The 17,080-nt window shown below is 73.3% G+C and carries 2 protein-coding genes and 3 pseudogenes; all 5 read left to right on the forward strand.

Annotated features, from left to right (window positions below):
* Nucleotides 1-19 precede the first annotated feature (19 nt).
* Nucleotides 20-4,975, forward strand: a pseudogene (locus tag ACGFIW_RS24950) (type I polyketide synthase); the annotation flags it as partial.
* 293 nt (nt 4,976-5,268) lie between these two features.
* Nucleotides 5,269-8,877 (forward strand): annotated as a pseudogene (locus ACGFIW_RS24955) (type I polyketide synthase); the annotation flags it as partial.
* A gap of 90 nt (nt 8,878-8,967) precedes the next feature.
* Nucleotides 8,968-14,712 (forward strand): annotated as a pseudogene (locus ACGFIW_RS24960) (amino acid adenylation domain-containing protein); the annotation flags it as partial.
* A 4-nt stretch (nt 14,713-14,716) separates the two neighbouring features.
* Nucleotides 14,717-16,063, forward strand: coding sequence for a crotonyl-CoA carboxylase/reductase (gene ccrA, locus ACGFIW_RS24965; protein ID WP_393320167.1), 1,347 nt, complete (start codon nt 14,717-14,719; stop codon nt 16,061-16,063).
* Complete coding sequence (locus ACGFIW_RS24970) at nt 16,060-17,064, forward strand: 3-oxoacyl-ACP synthase III family protein (protein WP_393320172.1); 1,005 nt, start codon at nt 16,060-16,062, stop codon at nt 17,062-17,064. The genes ccrA and ACGFIW_RS24970 overlap by 4 nt, the downstream gene beginning before the upstream one ends.
* The last annotated feature ends 16 nt before the right edge of the window (nt 17,065-17,080 follow it).

Here is a 17,080-nt window from a genome sequence, read left to right on the forward strand (position 1 = left end):
CGGTCCGTGACCGTCGGGCATGGGCGCGGTTCGATTCCCGGCCAGTGATCTGCCGCCGGTTCTGCCTGGACCGGGTGGGCCGTCTCTACCAATCATTCGCAGGTGGACACGTGGTTGCGGGTCCCGGCCGACAACCGTCGAGCCGCTGGCGTCCGATCCACCGGCCGCCGCGTCCGGACGCCGCCCGACACGGTCGGCGACAGGGGGGAGATGTCCGGTGAGCGGTGAGGAAAAGCTGCGCGGCTACCTGAAGCGGGTCACCGCCGAGCTGCTGGAGGCCCGGCAGCGACTCGCGAGTGGTGGCGAGCCGATCGCGATCGTCGGCATGGCCTGCCGCTTTCCCGGTGGCGTTCGGTCACCCGAGGATCTGTGGCGGCTGATGGAGCGCGGCGGCAGCGGCATCGGCAGCCTGCCGGACAACCGGGAGTGGGATCTGGCGGATTTCGACGCCGGCACCAACGACGACGCGCCCCAGACCCCTCGCACCGGTGGTTTCCTGCACGACGCCGCCGACTTCGACGCCGAGCTGTTCGAGATCTCGCCCCGCGAGGCGCTGGCGATGGACCCGCAGCACCGCCTGCTGCTGGAGGTCGCCTGGGAGAGCCTGGAACGGGCGGGCATCCCGGCGGACGCGTTGCGCGGCACGCCCACCGGCGTCTACGTCGGCATGATCCACAACGACTACGGCACCTGGCTCACCGGATCGGCGCAGGGCACGTCGGCGTTCGGTGGCTTCTTCCTCAACGGCAACAGCAGCGCGGTGGCCTCCGGTCGGATCGCGTACGCGCTCGGCCTGCACGGGCCGGCCGTCACCATCGACACCGCGTGCTCCTCGGCGCTTGTCGCGATCCACGACGCCTGTCACGCGCTGCGCCAGGGTGACTGTTCCACGGCCCTGGTCGGCGCGGCGGCGGTGATGACCACACCGAGGCTGCTCGTGGAGTTCAGCCGCCAGGGTGGCCTCGCCCCGGACGGGCGGTGCAAGGCATTCGCCGCCGCGGCCGACGGCACGTCGTTCTCCGAGGGCGTCGCCATGCTCGTCCTGGAACGGCTCTCGGACGCCCAGCGCGCCGGGCACGAGGTGCTGGCCGTGATCCGCGGCTCCGCGCTCAACCAGGACGGCGCGTCCAACGGGCTGACCGCCCCGAACGGCAACGCCCAGCAGCAGGTGATCCGGCAGGCGCTCGCCAACGCCGGGCTCACTCCCGACCAGGTCGACGCCGTGGAGGCGCACGGGACCGGCACCACCCTCGGCGACCCCATCGAGGGCCAGGCGCTGCTCGCCACCTACGGCACCAGACGCGCCGGACGCCCACCCCTGCTGCTCGGCTCGGTCAAGTCGAATCTGGGCCACACCCAGGCCGCCGCCGGCCTGGCCGGCGTGATCAAGATGGTGCTGTCCATGCGGCACGGTGTGCTCCCGGCGAGCCTGCACGTCGACGAGCCCACCCCGCACATCGACTGGTCGGCCGGCCAGGTCCGGCTGCTGACCGAGCCCACCCCCTGGCCACGGACCGGCGAGCCGCGGCGGGCCGGGATCTCCTCGTTCAGCTTCAGCGGCACCAACGCCCACGTGATCGTCGAGCAGGCCCCGGTCGCCGAGGAGGCCCTCGCCGAGGAGCCGGTGCGGGCGTTGCCCGCCCTGCCCTGGGTGCTGTCGGCGAAGACCGCGCCGGCGCTGCGGGCGCAGGCCGCACGGCTGCTCGCCCACCTGAACGCGGAACCCGCGGCGTCGGACGCCGACGTCGCCCTGTCGCTGGCCGCGGGCCGGGCGGCCCTGCGGCACCGGGCGGTGATCATCGGCCACGACCGGGACGCCCGGCGGTCCGGGCTCGCCGCGCTGACCACGGGCGAGCCGGCGGAGAACCTGGTCCAGGGCGTGGCGACCGGCGCTCCCGCCCCGGGCGCCGTGTTCGTCTTTCCCGGGCAGGGCTCGCAGTGGGTCGGGATGGCCCGCGAGCTGATCGACGCGGAGCCGGTGTTCGCCGACCGGGCACAGGAGTGCGTCGCGGCCTTCACCCCGCACCTCGACTGGTCCCTCGCCGACGTGTTGCGCGGCGTCACCCCCGGGACCCGGAGCCTGGACGATGTCGAGGTCGTCCAGACCAGCCTGTTCACGGTGATGGTCTCGCTGGCCGCGCTCTGGGAGGCCCGCGGGGTCCGACCGGTCGCCGTGGTCGGGCACAGCCAGGGCGAGCTCGCCGCCGCCGTGGTGGCGGGCGCGCTGACGTTGCCGGACGCCGCCCGCGCCGTGGCCCTGCGCTGCCGCGCCATCCGGAGCACACTGGCCGGCCACGGTGGCATGGCGTCCGTCGCCCGACCGGTGGCCGAGGTGGAGCAACTCCTCGACGACGGGCGGCTCTTCGTCGCCGCTGTCAACGGTCCCGGCTCCACGGTGGTCTCGGGCGACCCGGAGGCTCTCACCGCGCTCCTCGACGCCTGCGCGTCCGACGGCGTCCGGGCCCAGCGGGTCCCGGTCGACTACGCCTCGCACTCTCCCCAGGTCGACGCCGTCGAAACCGAACTGCGGGCGGTGTTGGCCGACGTCCGGCCCGCCGGCACCCGGGTGCCCTTCTACTCCGCGGTCACCGCCGGCCCGCTCGACGGTGACGAGTTGACAGGTGACTACTGGTTCGACAACCTGCGTCGCCGGGTGGACTTCGTCGGCGCGGTCGACGCGCTGCTGAGCGACGGACACCGCACCTTCGTCGAGTGCAGCCCGCACCCGGTGCTGACGCACGGGATCGAGGAACTGGCCGAGCACCGGGGCTTCGAGGTGACGGTGACCGGGTCACTGCGCCGCGACGACGGCGGCCCCGCGCGGTTCCTGACCTCCCTGGCCGAGCTGCACGTCCGCGGCGGCCGGGTCGAGTGGCAGGCGATCTTCACCGGCACCGGCGCCCGGCGGGTGCCGCTGCCCACGTACGCCTTCCAGCACCGCCGCTTCTGGCTGGACAAGCCGGACCGCGCGAAGGGTGACGTCCGTGCCGCCGGCCTGCTGCCGGTGGACCATCCGCTCCTCGGCGCGACTGTCGACCTGGCCGGTGGTGCCGGGGCCGTGCTCACCGGCCGGCTGTCCCCGTCCGACCAGAGCTGGGTCACCGACCACGCCGCCGGTGGCACCCTGCTCGTGCCCGGCACGGTCTGCGTGGAGCTGGCCGGCCAGGTGGCGGCGCGGGCCGGCCTGGGCAGCGTCGAGGAGCTGACCATCGAGGTGCCGATGGTCATCCCCGACGAGGACGAGCTGGCCCTCCAGGTGACCGCCGGCGACCCGGACGAGACGGGCCGACGACCGTTCGCCGTGTACTCGCGACCGGCCGGCGCGGCGGCCGACGCGTCGTGGGTCCGGCATGCCGGTGGCATCGTGCGCGCCGACCTGCCCGAGCCCGACCCGGCGGCCTGGTCCGCCCTCCGCGGCGCATGGCCGCCGGTCGGTGCCGACCCGGTCGAGGTGACCGGGGTCTACGACCGGCTCGCGACCCTCGGCTACCAGTACGGCCCCGCCTTCCAGGGGCTGCGCGGGGTGTGGCGGCGCGGGGCCGAGCTCTTCGCCGAGGTGGCGCTGCCCGACGGCGTACCGCCTGCGGGGTTCGGCCTGCACCCGGCGCTGTTCGACGCGGCGATGCACGCCGTTCTGGTCGACCGCGCGGACGGCGCGACCGGCGGAGGTTCGCTGAGCCTGCCCTTCGCCTGGCACGACGTGGTGGTCCACCGGGGCGGCGCGGACACCCTGCGGGTCCGGCTCGCCTACCGGGGTGCGGACGACGTCACCATGGCGGCGGTCGACGCCAGCGGCGCGCCGGTGGTCTCCGTCGGGTCGCTGACCACCCGCCCGGTGACGCTGGAACAGCTACGGGCGGCCCGGGGGGCCCTGCGCGACGCCTGGTTCCGCCTGGACTGGACGCCGGCCGCGCCCACCGCGGACGCGGCCGTGCCGCCGCAGTTCGCGCTGCTCGGTGACGTCCCGGGCATCGCGACCGCGAAACGGTACGCCGACCTGACGGCGCTGAGCGCGGCGCTGGACGAGGGCGAACCCGCGCCGGACGTGGTCGTCGCCGGCATCGCACCGGCCGATCAGGGGTCCTCGACGTCCGAGGCGGTGCGCGCGGCGCTCGACGGCACGCTGGCGCTGCTGCGGGCCTGGCTCGCCGACGACCGGTTGCCGGCGACCAGACTGGCGCTCGTCACCCGGGGCGCGGTGGCCATGGACGGCGACGAGACGCCACGACTGGACGCCGCGGCGGTGTGGGGGCTGGTGCGCTCGGCGCAGTCCGAGCACCCGGGGCGCTTCCTGCTCGTCGACATCGATGGCACCCCGGCCTCCGGCGCGGTCGTGCCCGAGGTGCTCGCCGGGGAGGAACCGCAGTGCGTGCTGCGGGCCGGGTCGGTGCGGGTCGCCCGCCTGGTCCGGGCCGTCACCCCCACCACCGAGCCGGGGCCGGTCGCCGCCGGCACGGTCCTCGTCACCGGCGGCCTCGGCACGGTGGGTGCGACGGTGGCCCGGCACCTGGTGACCCAGCGGGGCGCCCGGCACCTGCTGCTGGTGGGACGCCGGGGCGCGGACACCCCCGGGGCGGATCGGCTCGTCGAGGAGCTGACCGCGCTCGGCGCGGCCGTCACGGTGGCCCGCTGCGACGTGGCGGACCGTGCCGCCGTCGCCGAGGTGCTGGCCGCGATCCCGGCGGAGCACCCGCTGACCACCGTCGTGCACACCGCCGGCCTGGTCGACGACGGTCTGGTCGACACGCTCACCCCGGACCGGTTGGACCGGGTGCTGCGGCCCAAGGTGGACGGTGCCGTCAACCTGCACGAGCTGACCCGGGGCGACAACCTCAACGAGTTCATCCTCTTCTCCTCCCTCGCCGGGGTGCTCGGTGGCGCGGGCCAGGCCAACTACGCCGCGGCGAACGCCTTCCTGGACGCCCTCGCGCAGCACCGCCGTCACCTCGGGCTCCCCGGCCTGTCGTTGGCCTGGGGGCACTGGGCCCAGACCAGCGGGCTCACCGGCGAGCTGGAGGAGAAGGACCTGCGCCGGCTCGCCGCGGCCGGGATCGTGCCGATGCCGTCGGAGGAGGCGCTGGCCCTGCTCGACGCCGGTCGGGCGTCCGACGAGTCCGCGGTGGTCACCGCGCGGCTGGACCTGTCCGCGCTGCGTACGGCGGCCGGCGCCGGCCCGCTGCCGCCGGTGCTGACCTCGCTGGTGCGCGCACCGGCCGCCTCGTCCAGGCCGGACGGCGCGGCGGACGCCTCGGCCGGGGACGCCGCGACGTGGCGGCGGGACCTGGCGGGGCTGCCGGCGGAGGACCAACTCGGCCGGCTGACCGACCTGGTCCGCTCCCGGGTCGCCACGGTCCTCGGGCACCCGCCCGCGGCCGGCGCGTCGATCGACGCGGATCGCCCCTTCAAGGAGCTCGGGTTCGACTCGCTGACCGCCGTGGAACTGCGCAACCGGCTCGGCGCGGCCACCGGGCTGCGGCTGCCCGCGACGCTGGTCTTCGACCACCCCACCCCGTCCGCGCTTGCGGAGTTCCTCCGCACCGAACTCGTCGGCGACGAGGCCGCGGGGGCCGACCCGGTGACCGCCGCCGTGGAGCACCTGCGTGCCGTGGTCGCCGCGCAGCCGCCGGACGACCCGGCTCGGGCCGGCCTCACCGCCCGCCTGCGGGAGCTGGTGCGCGAGCTCGACGTCCGACCGCAGGAGCCTGCGGTGGAGGTGGAGTCCGCCACGGCCGACGAACTCTTCGACCTCCTGGACGAGCAGCTCGAGACCTTCTGAGCGAGCCGACCGCCAGCCGTCACCGACACATCCATCTGGGGGTACCAGTAGTGGGCAACACTTCCGATTCGTTGGTCGAGGCGCTGCGGGCGTCTCTGCTCGAGAACGAGCGGCTGCGCCGACAGACCCAGGAGCTGGCGGACGCTGCCCGTGAGCCCCTGGCCATCGTGGGGATGGCCTGTCGGCTGCCCGGTGGTGTCAGCACTCCCGAGGAGCTGTGGCGGCTCGTCACCGACGGCGAGGACGCGGTCGGGCCGTTCCCCGTAGACCGGGGATGGGACGTCGACGCGATCTACGACCCGGAGCCGGGACGGCCACGCCGCTCCTACGTGCGGGAGGGCGGTTTCCTGCACGACGCCGCGGAATTCGACGCGGCCTTCTTCGGCATCTCCCCGCGCGAGGCGCTGACCATGGACCCGCAGCAGCGGCTGCTGCTGGAGTGCTCCTGGGAGGCGCTGGAGCGCGCCGGGATCGACCCGAAGTCCCTGGCGGGCAGCCGCACCGGCGTGTTCGTCGGGCTGATGTACCACGACTACCTGGGCAACACCAGCTCCGGCAGCGTCGCCTCGGGCCGGATCTCGTACACCCTGGGCCTGGAGGGCCCGGCTATGACGGTCGACACCGCGTGCTCGTCCTCGCTCGTCGCGCTGCACGCGGCGGGGACGGCGCTGCGACAGGGCGAGTGCTCGCTGGCCCTGGTCGGTGGCGCGACGGTGATGGCCACCCCGCAGGTCTTCGTCGAGACCTCGCAGCAGCGGATGCTGGCACCCGACGGTCGCTGCAAGTCGTACGCCGCGGGGGCCGACGGGGTCGGCTGGGCCGAGGGCGCCGGGGTGGTGGTGCTGGAACGACTCTCCGAGGCGCGGCGGCTGGGCCACCGGGTGCTCGGGGTGGTCCGTGGGTCGGCGATCAACCAGGACGGGGCGAGCAGCGGGCTGACCGCCCCGAACGGCCCGTCGCAGCAGCGGCTCATCCGGCAGGCGCTGGCCAACGCGGGCCTCACGACGGCCGACGTGGACGTGGTGGAGGGGCATGGCACCGGCACGACCCTCGGCGACCCCATCGAGGCACAGGCGCTGCTCGCCACGTACGGCGCGGACCGGCCGCTCGGCCGGCCGCTGCTTTTGGGTGCGCTCAAGTCCAACATCGGGCACGCCCAGGCCGCGGCGGGCGTCGCCGGTCTGATCAAGATGGTGCTGGCCCTGCGCCACGGCGCCGTGCCGAGCACCCTGCACCTGGACGCCCCCAGCCCGCAGGTCGACTGGACGGCGGGCGCCGTCGAGTTGGTGACCAAGACCCGGCCGTGGCCGGACACCGACCGCCCGCGCCGGGCGGCGGTCTCCTCGTTCGGGCTGAGCGGCACCAACGCGCACGTCATCCTCGAAGCGGCGCCCGAGCCGCCGGCCGTCGAGCAGCCGCCGGCCGCGCCGGAGGTGGCGATGCCGTGGGTGGTCTCCGCCCGGTCGGCCGTCGCGCTGCGCGCCCAGGCCGCCCGGTTGCTGTCGTACGTGCAGGCGGAGCCGGAGCTACGCCCCGCGGATCTGGCCCGCGCGTTGGCCGCCCGTACCCCCTTCGAACACCGCGCGGTGCTCGTCGGCCGCCACCGGGACGACCTGGTCGCCGGGTTGCAGGCGGTGGCCCGAGGGGTCGACGCGGTGGGCGTGGCCCGGGGCACCGGCCGGGCCGGTCGCCGGGTGGTCCTGGTCTTCCCCGGCCATGGGTCGCAGTGGGCACGGATGGCCACGGACCTGCTGGACACCGAGCCGGTCTTCGCGCGGGAGATGGCCGCCTGTGACGCGGCCCTGCGGGAGCACCTGGACTGGTCGGTGGTCGACGTGCTGCGGGCGACGCCCGGCGCCCCGGAGCTGGACGGCGTCGCGGTCGTCCAGCCGGCGCTCTTCGCCGTGATGGTGTCGCTCGCCGCCCTGTGGCGCTCCTACGGCGTGGAGCCCGACGCCGTGTTGGGGCACAGCCAGGGCGAGATCGCCGCGGCCCACGTGGCCGGCGCGCTCAGCCTCGCCGACGCCGCCCGGGTGGCGGCGCTGCGCAGCCGGGCCATCGCCCGGGTGATGGAGGGCCGGGGCGGGATGGCCGTGGTCTCCGCCACCGAGGAGACCGTCACGGAGCTTCTCGACCGCTGGTCCGGGCGACTCGTGGTGGCCTCCGTGAACGGGCCGTCGTCCATCCTGGTCTCCGGCGACGCCGACGCGATCGACGAGCTGGTCGCCGCGGGCGAGGCCGGCGGGCCGCGGGTCCGCCGCGTCGCCGCCGGGTACGCGCCGCACTCGCCGCACGTGGACGGCATCCGGGACACCCTGCTGGCCGACCTGGCCGAGGTGCGCCCCACTCGGGCGACGGTGCCGTTCTTCTCGCCGGTCACCGGCGAGTGGCTGGACACCACCGAGATGGACGCCGGGTACTGGTTCCGGGTGCTGCGCGGCCCGGTTCGGCTCGCGTCGGCCGCCACCGCCCTGCGCCAGCAGGGCTTCGACACGTTCATCGAGGTCAGCCCGCACCCGGTGCTCGCGTCCGGGGTGCAGGAGACGCTGGAGGCCGTCGGCGACCCGTTCGCCGTGCTCGGCACGCTGCGCCGCGGTCAGGGCGACCGCGACCGGTTGCTGACGTCACTGGGGGAGGCGTTCGCCGCGGGCGTCCGGCTGGACTGGGCCGCCGCCCTGCCCGCCGGCGACGGCACGGCCGTCGAGCTGCCGACGTACGCCTTCCAGCGGCAGCGGTTCTGGATCGACACCGTCGCGCCGGGCGTCGCCGCCGACGGGGAGGATCCGTTCGCCGGTCTGCCGGCGGAGGACGAGACCGTCGACGACACCCGCGAGCTGTTGCGCACCGGCAACGAGCAGACCCGGCGTACGGCCGCCGGTGGCCTGGTCGCCGGGGTGGTGGCCAGCGTGCTCGGCTACCGCCAGCCGGAGGAGATCGCGCCGGACGCCGACTTCCTCGACCTCGGGTTCGACTCGCTGACCGCCCTGGAGGTCCGCAACCGGCTCAACCGGGCCACCGGGCTCACCCTGCCGGTGAGCATGGTCTTCGACCACGCGACGCCGACCGCGCTCGCCGACTTCGTCCTCGCGCAGCTTGCCGCGTCCGACGGCGGTGACGACGAGGGCGTCGAGTTGCTGCGCATCGCGCGCCGACGGCGGGCGGTGGCGACGCCGGACGAGCAGATCCCGCTCTCCTTCGCCCAGCAGCGGCTCTGGACCCTCGACCAGCTCGTGCCGGACAGCTACGCGTACAACGCCGCGTTCTCGCTGGCGCTCGACGGCCCGGTGCGCCCGGACGCCGTCGAGCACGCGGTCAACGAGCTCGTCCGGCGGCACGAGGTGCTGCGGACCACGTTCCCGAGCCGCGACGGCCAGGCCTGGCAGCGCATCGCGCCCCACCTCACCGTGCCGGTGCCGGTGGTCGACCTCGCCGACCTGCCCGACGGTGAGCGGGAGGCCGAGTGCGAGCGGTTGGTCACGGTGGAGTCGCGCCGGACGTTCGACCTGGCCGAGGGGCCGCTGCTGCGGGTCGTCCTGTACCGCCTCGGCCCGACCGAGCACCGGATGCTCGTCACCGTGCACCACATCGTGGTGGACGTGTGGTCCGGCGGCATCTTCGCCCGGGAGCTGGCGATCGCGTACGAGGCGTTCGTCGAGGGCCGTCGCCCGGAGCTGCCGGAGCTGCCCGTGCAGTACGCCGACTACGCGATCTGGGAGCGGCAGCGGCTCGGGGAGGACCGGCTCGCCGGCAGGCTGGCGCAGTGGCGCGAGCTGCTCGGCGGGTCGACCGGCGTGGAGCTGATGACGGACCGGCCCCGACCGGCGGTGCAGCAGTTCAGCGGGGGCAGCCTCAGCTTCGACCTGGACACCGCCACCTCTGCGGCGTTGCGCGGATTCAGCGCCGAGCACGGTGTCACGCTGTTCACCACGCTGCTGACCGCGCTGAAGGTGGCGCTCTACCGGTACGCGGGCGACATGCAGGGCACCGGCGACGTGATCATCGGTACCGCGATGGCCAACCGGCAGCACGACGCCGTGCAACACCTCGTCGGTTTCTTCGTCAACACGGTGGTACTCAAGACCGCGCTGGGTGACGATCCGACTGTCGCGCAACTGCTCGACCGGGTCGGCCAGGCGGTCAAACGGGCCTACGACGAGCAGGACCTGCCGTTCGAGGCGCTGCTCGCCGAGCTGGCCCCCGACCGGGGCGCCACGACCAATCCGCTGTTCCAGGTCGTCTTCGACATGAAGCGCTACAGCGGCGACTCCCGGTCCGGCGCCGCGACCGTGGACGTGGTCGAGGTGCACACCGACACCAGCAAGTTCGACATCGAGATCTCGGTGACCGAGCAGGCCGAGACCCTGCTGGTGGACGTCGAGTACAACAGCGAGATCTTCGACCACGCCACCGTGGAGCGTCTGCTCGCCGTCTACCGGACGCTGCTCGGGGCGTTCGCCGGCCCGCTCGACCGGCGGGTCTCCCAGCTGCCGGTGCTGCCGCCGGCGATGGAGCACCAGCTCCTGGTGGAGTGGAACGACACGGACGTGCCGTACCCGCTGACCCGTTGCCTGCACACGCTCATCGAGGATGCCACCGACCGGTGGCCGGACGTGGTCGCGGTGACCTTCGAGGGGGTGGAGGTCACCTACGGTGAGCTGGACCGCCGGGCGAACCGGGTGGCGCACCGGCTGCGCCGGATGGGCGTGGGGCCGGACCAGCCGGTCGGCATCTGCGTCGAACGCTCGGTGGAGATGGTCGTCGGTCTGCTGGGCATCCTGAAGGCCGGCGGGGCGTACGTTCCGATCGATCCGACGTACCCGCCGCAGCGGGTGGCGTTCATGCTCGCCGACGCGGAACCGAGCCTGCTGCTGGTGCAGGAGCGGTTGGTGGAGCGCCTGCCCGAGCACGGCGCGGTGACCCTGCCGCTGGACCGGCCGGGGGAGTTCGACGACGAGCCGGACACCCGTCCGGAGAACGTCGCCGGAATGGACGACCTCGCCTACATGATCTACACCTCCGGGTCGACCGGGCAGCCGAAGGCCGCCATGATCACGCACCGGGGCGTGGTGAACCGGCTGCTGTGGATGCAGGACGCGTTCGGTCTCACCCTCGACGACCGGGTCCTGCAGAAGACCCCGTTCAGCTTCGACGTCTCGGTGTGGGAGTTCTTCTGGCCGCTGCTGACCGGTGCCCGCATGGTGGTGGCCCGACCCGAGGGGCACAAGGACCCCGAGTACCTGAGCAACCTGATCCAGGAACACGGGATCACGACCCTGCACTTCGTGCCGTCGATGCTCCGGGTGTTCCTGCAACACCCCGGCATCGAGCGGTGTACCTCGGTGGTGCGGGTGATGGCCAGTGGCGAGGCGCTGCCCCCGACGTCCATCCGCGCGCTCTACGAGCGCTGGCCGGGCGCGACCATCCACAACCTGTGGGGCGCCACCGAATGCTCGGTGGACAGCACCTGCTGGGAGTGCCCACGCGACCCGGGTGTCGTGTCGCTCGGCCCGCCGATCGCCAACACCCAGACCTACGTCCTCGACCGACACCTCAACCCGGTGCCGATCGGTACGCCCGGCGAGGCGTACATCGGTGGCATCGGCGTGGCCCGCGGCTACTACCGCCGCCCGGAGCTGACCGAGCAGCGGTTCCTGCCGGACCCGTTCCGCCCGGACCTGGGCACCACCCTCTACAAGACCGGCGACCTGGCCCGGTTCCTGCCCGACGGCACGATGGTGTTCCTCGGCCGCACGGACTTCCAGGTCAAGGTGCGCGGGATGCGGATCGAGCTGGAGGAGATCGAGACGGCGATGGCCGGGCACCCGGCCGTCGACGAGGTGGTGGTCCTGGCCCGGGAGCTGCCCCACGACGCCGAGGACAAGCAGCTCGTGGCGTACGTCATCCCCGCCGAGGACGCCACCGCTCCGGAGGCGTCCGCCGAGGACCGGGTGGCGCAGTGGCAGAACCTGTTCGACCAGAGCTACGGCCGCGACACCGACGTCAGCGAGACCGACTTCAACATCATCGGCTGGAACAGCAGCTACACCGACGAGCCGATCCCCGACGCGGAGATGCGGATCTGGCTGGACTCCACGGTGGAGCGGATCCTCGCGCTGATGCCGCGCCGGGTGCTGGAGGTCGGCTGCGGCACGGGCATGCTGCTCGCCCGGATCGCACCGCACGCCGAGGCGTACCGGGGGACCGACATCTCGGGCACCGTGCTCGACTACGTCCGGGAGAACCTGCTGCCCGGCCTGCCTGACGGGGTCGACGTCGAGCTCTTCCAACGCGACGCCAACGACTTCACCGGCCTGGCCGACGAGCGGTTCGACGCGGTCGTGGTGAACTCGGTGGCACAGTACTTCCCCGACCCCGCCTACCTCCGTGCGGTGATCGGGCAGGTGGTGGCCCGGGTCCGCCCGGGTGGGGCGGTCTTCCTGGGTGACCTGAGGCACCTGCCGACCCTGGACGCCTTCCACGTCGAGGTCGAGATGGCCCGCGCCGAGCCCGGTCTGACCCTCGGGCGACTCCGTGGCCGGGTGCAGCAGCGCACCCAGCACGAGCGGGAGCTTGTCGTGGCACCGGAGTTCTTCACCGCCCTGCGCGAGGAGGTGCCCGGCATCGCACGGGTCGAGCTGATGCTCAAGCGCGGCGAGCACCACAACGAACTCACCCGTTACCGCTACGACGTGGTCCTGCACATCGGCGAGCCGGTCACGCCGCCGACCGAGCCGATCCGTACACCGTGGACGTCTGTGGCGCAGGTCCGCCGGCTGCTCACGGAGGACCGGCCCGAGGCGCTGCGGGTCGACGACGTCCCGAACGCCCGGCTGGCCGGCATCAACGGCTTCCGCAAGGCCGCGCGGGACGCCGCCGACGACCGGCTGGTGTCCGACCTGCGGTACGAACCGGCCGACGGGGTGGAGCCCGAGACGTGGTGGGCGCTCGCCGAGGAACTGGGCTACGTTGTCGACGTGGCGTGGGCCGGTGGTGCCGACGACGGCCGCTACCGGGTGACGTTCCGGCGGCCCGGGTCGGCGTACGCCGCCGACTGGGCCGACCCGGTGTCGCCGGGCCGCACGTCGCGGCACTACACCAACAACCCCCGACTGCTCGAGTTGAGCCGGTGGTTGAGCACCGACATCCCGCGCTTCGTCCGGGACAGCCTGCCCGACTACATGCTGCCCTCGGCCGTCGTCGCCGTCGCGGAGTTTCCGACCGACGCCAACGGCAAACTCGACCGGCGGGCCCTGCCGATGCCGGTGCGGGCCCTGCACGCCACCGGCGAGGTGGTCAACCCGCGTACCGAGGTGGAGCAGCAACTCGCGGCGATCTGGCGCGACGTGCTCGGCCTGGAGGAGGTGAGCGTCGACAGTGGTTTCTTCGCCCTCGGCGGAGACTCCCTGCTCGGCATCCAGATGGTCAGCCGGGCCAACGCCCGTGGCATGGCGCTGAACCCGCAGGACGTGTTCCAGAGCCCCACCATCGCGGAGCTGGCCGAACTCGTCGGCTCCCGGGGGGCGGTGCAGACGGAGAAGGTCGCGGAGCGCGACCCGGCCGTGTGGGAGTGGGCCCGCGCCCACTTCCCCGACGCGGAGGACGCCTACCCGACCACGGGCACCCAGCAGCGCATGCTGGAGGCCGTGCTACGCAACCCGGGGCTGGGGATAAACGTCACCCACCAGCGGTTCCGGTTCACCAACGGGGGTCTCGACCCGGACGCGCTGGAGCGGGCCTGGCAGCACACCATCGACCGCTTCCAGTCGATGCGGGCCAGCTACGAGCGGGACGACACGGGCCGCTGGATCCAGGTCGTCCACCGCGACGTCCGACTGCCGATCGAGCGGTTCGACCTGCGCGGGGTCTCCGAGACCGAGCAGCACCGGCGGATCGAGGTGTACGTCGAGGCGCAGCGACGGCGCGGGTTCGACGGGACGCCGCCGCAGATGCGGCTGGCGCTCTTCCGCCTGGAGGACGACACCTGGGAGCACATCCACATGTTCAGCCTCCCGGGGCAGGACGGCTGGAGCTACCAGATCATGGTGGTCAACCTGCTGGAGTCGTACGGCGCGATCCGGGCGGGTCGCGAGCCGGCGACGTGGCCCGTCTCCCGGGTGTACGGCGACTTCTGCACCGAGCAGGCGCAGCGGGACACGACGTCGGTCGTGGAGTTCTGGCGCCGGGAACTCGCGGACGTGGCGTTCCCGCTGGCCCCCATCACACTGCCCCCGGCGCAGCGGAGCACCGAGCTGGTGCCGACGCTGCTACAGGAGACGGTGCAGGTCAGCCCGGAGGTGTCGACCCGGCTCAGCGGGCTGGCCGCCGAGTCCGGGATCAGCCTCAACACGGTGCTGCACGGTGCCTGGACACTCATGCTCAGCGCGATCAGCGAGTCCCCGGACGTGATCTGCGGGGCGGTCTACTCCGGCCGCAGCACCACCTCGGTCGACGTCGACCAGGCGGTCGGTCTGCTGTTCAACGTGCTGCCGGTGCGGGCTCGGGTGGAGCGGTCGACGCCGCTGCTGGCCTGGCTGAACGAACTGCACCAGCGGATCTCGACGCTCAACCAACACGAGTACGTGACGCCGGCCGCCCTGTACGAGATCACCGGCGTCCCCGTCGAGCAGCCGATCTTCGAGAGCTATTTCGTCAGCGAGACCCTGCCGGGTTTCGGCACCAACCTGGGTCAGTTCATGTCCCTCCTGGGTGCCGCGCCGGTGCAGGTCCTCGCCCAGACCGAGCATCCGCTGCGGGTCGAGGCGGCGGTGGCGTACGACAACATCTTCATCTCGATCAACCACCGGTCGGGCCTCTTCCCGGCCGGCGCGGTCGCCCGCTGGAGCCGAGCCTTCGAGGGGCTCCTGGCGTCCATCGCCGCAGATCCGGAACGTCCCCTGGGCGACATCCTCCCCGACCTCGCCGAGCCGCAGGAGTAGACCGATGGACCCACTGAGTGAGGCCGTACTCGCCGGCGCCTCCCCGGAGACGCTGTCCGCGGCGCCGGTGCCGGACCGCTATCTCGCCGCGCACCTGCGCGTCGAGGACGTCCGGATGTTCACCGGCGTCGAGGACAAGGACGTCCGTAAGTCCCTGCGGGTCGGCGAGGTGCCGATGCCGGAGCTGGCCCCGGACGAGGTGTTGGTCGCCGTCCTGGCCAGCTCGATCAACTACAACACGGTCTGGTCGGCGATGTTCGAGCCGATGCCGTCGTTCGGCTTCCTGAAGCGGTTCGCCGCCACCGGGGGCTTCGCCGGCCGGCACGACCAGCCGTACCAGGTGGTCGGTTCGGACGGCGCGGGAGTCGTGGTGCGCGTCGGCGTCGGGGTGCGGCACTGGCGGGTCGGCGACCACGTGGTGGTCAGCCCCGCCTACGTCGACGACCAGGAGCCCGCCACCCACGGCGACGGGATGATGGGCAACGAACAGCGGGCCTGGGGCTTCGAGACGAACTTCGGCGGGCTCGCCCACTACACGGTCGTCCGGGCCACCCAACTGTTGCCCAAGCCCGCCCACCTGACGTGGGAGGAGGCGGCCTCGGTGACGCTCTGCGCCGGCACCGCGTACCGGATGCTGGTGAGCCGGCAGGGCGCGGACATGAAGCAGGGCGACATCGTGCTGATCTGGGGCGCCACCGGCGGCCTCGGAGCCTATGCCGTGCAGATGGTGAAGAACGGTGGCGGCATCCCGGTCGGGGTGGTCAGTTCGCCGCAGAAGGCGGAGCTGCTGCGCCGGCTGGGCTGCGACATCGTCGTCGACCGCGAGGAACTGGGCCTGGGCGGGGCGGAGAACGGGCCGGAGGAGACCGTCGCCGCCGGCAAGCGTCTCGGTCGGATCATCCGGGAGCAGGCGGGCGGCGACCCGCACATCGTGTTCGACTACGTCGGCAAGGCGACCTTCGGCCTGTCGGTGTTCCTGGTCCGGCGCGGCGGGACGGTGGTGACCTGCGGCTCCAGCACCGGCTACCAGCACCAGTACGACAACCGGTACCTGTGGATGAACCTGAAGCGGGTCATCGGCAGCCATGTGGCCAATCTCCAGGAGAACACGGAGTGCATCCGCCTGTTCGACCTGGGGCACCTGTCGCCGGCGCTGTCGCGCTGCTACCAGCTCGCCGAGGTGGGTGAGGCGGCCCGGCTGGTGCAGACCAACTCGCACATCGGCAAGGTCGGTGTGCTCTGCCTGGCGCCGGAGCCGGGGCTCGGCGTCACCGACCGGGCGGCCCGCGAGCGGATCGGCGAGCAGCGGATCAACCCGCTGCGCCTGCCGATCGCGGCGGAGGCGTTGTGAGGGCCCGCGGCACGGGCATCCTCGGCACCGGGTCGTACCTGCCCAAGCACGAGGTGGCGAGCGTGGAGCTGGCCGAGCGGATGGGCATCGACCCGTCCTGGATCGAGCGCAAGACCCAGATCGCCTCCCGGCGCTACGCCGCCCCCGACGAGGCCACCTCCGACCTGGCGGTCAAGGCCGCGGAGCGGGCGCTGGCGCAGAGCGGGTTGTCGGCGGACCAGCTGGCCTACGTGATCGTCTCCACCTCCACCGGCGACTCACCGCAGCCGCCCACCTCGTACCTCGTGCAGGACGCGCTCGGCGCCACCCAGGCCGCGTGCTTCGACGTCAACGTGGTGTGCAGCGGCTTCGTCTACGCGTTGGCGCTCGCGCACAGCCTGCTGGCGGTGGGCGGGGAGGACCACTACGCGTTGGTGATCGGGGCGGACGTGTACTCCCGGTCGCTGGACTTCGACGACCGCCGCACCGCCGTGCTGCTCGGGGACGGGGCGGGCGCGGCGGTGGTGGGCCCCGCGCCCGAGGGGACCGGCTTCCTGGCCTTCGACCTGTCCAGCTTCGGGTCCGCACACGGGCTGATCCACGTGGCGGCCGGCGGCAGTCGCCTACCGGCGTCGGCGGAGACGGTGGCCGCCGGCGGCCACTTCTTCCGGATGGACGGCCGCGGGGTGCGCGACTTCGTCTTCGAGCACGTCCCGCCCGCGATGCGGGGTCTGGCGGAACGGGCCGGCGTCGGCCTGGACGACGTCGACCACTTCGTGCCGCACCAGCCGAACGGGGTGCTGCTGAGCGAGTTGGTGCAGCGGTGCGGCCTGGCCGGGGCACACACCTGTCGGACCCTGGAGCGGTACGGCAACGTGGGCAGCGCCTCGGTCCCGGTGACGCTCGACGATGCCAACCGCGAGGGCCGGCTACGCCCCGGTGACCTGGTCCTGCTCGCCGGCTTCGGCGGTGGCATGAGCCTCGGCGCGAGCCTGCTCCGGTGGGGTCCGGCGCAACAGTGACGGCAGCGGTCGGCGG

Source organism: Micromonospora sp. NPDC048935 (genome assembly GCF_043197875.1).
Taxonomy (GTDB): domain Bacteria; phylum Actinomycetota; class Actinomycetes; order Mycobacteriales; family Micromonosporaceae; genus Micromonospora.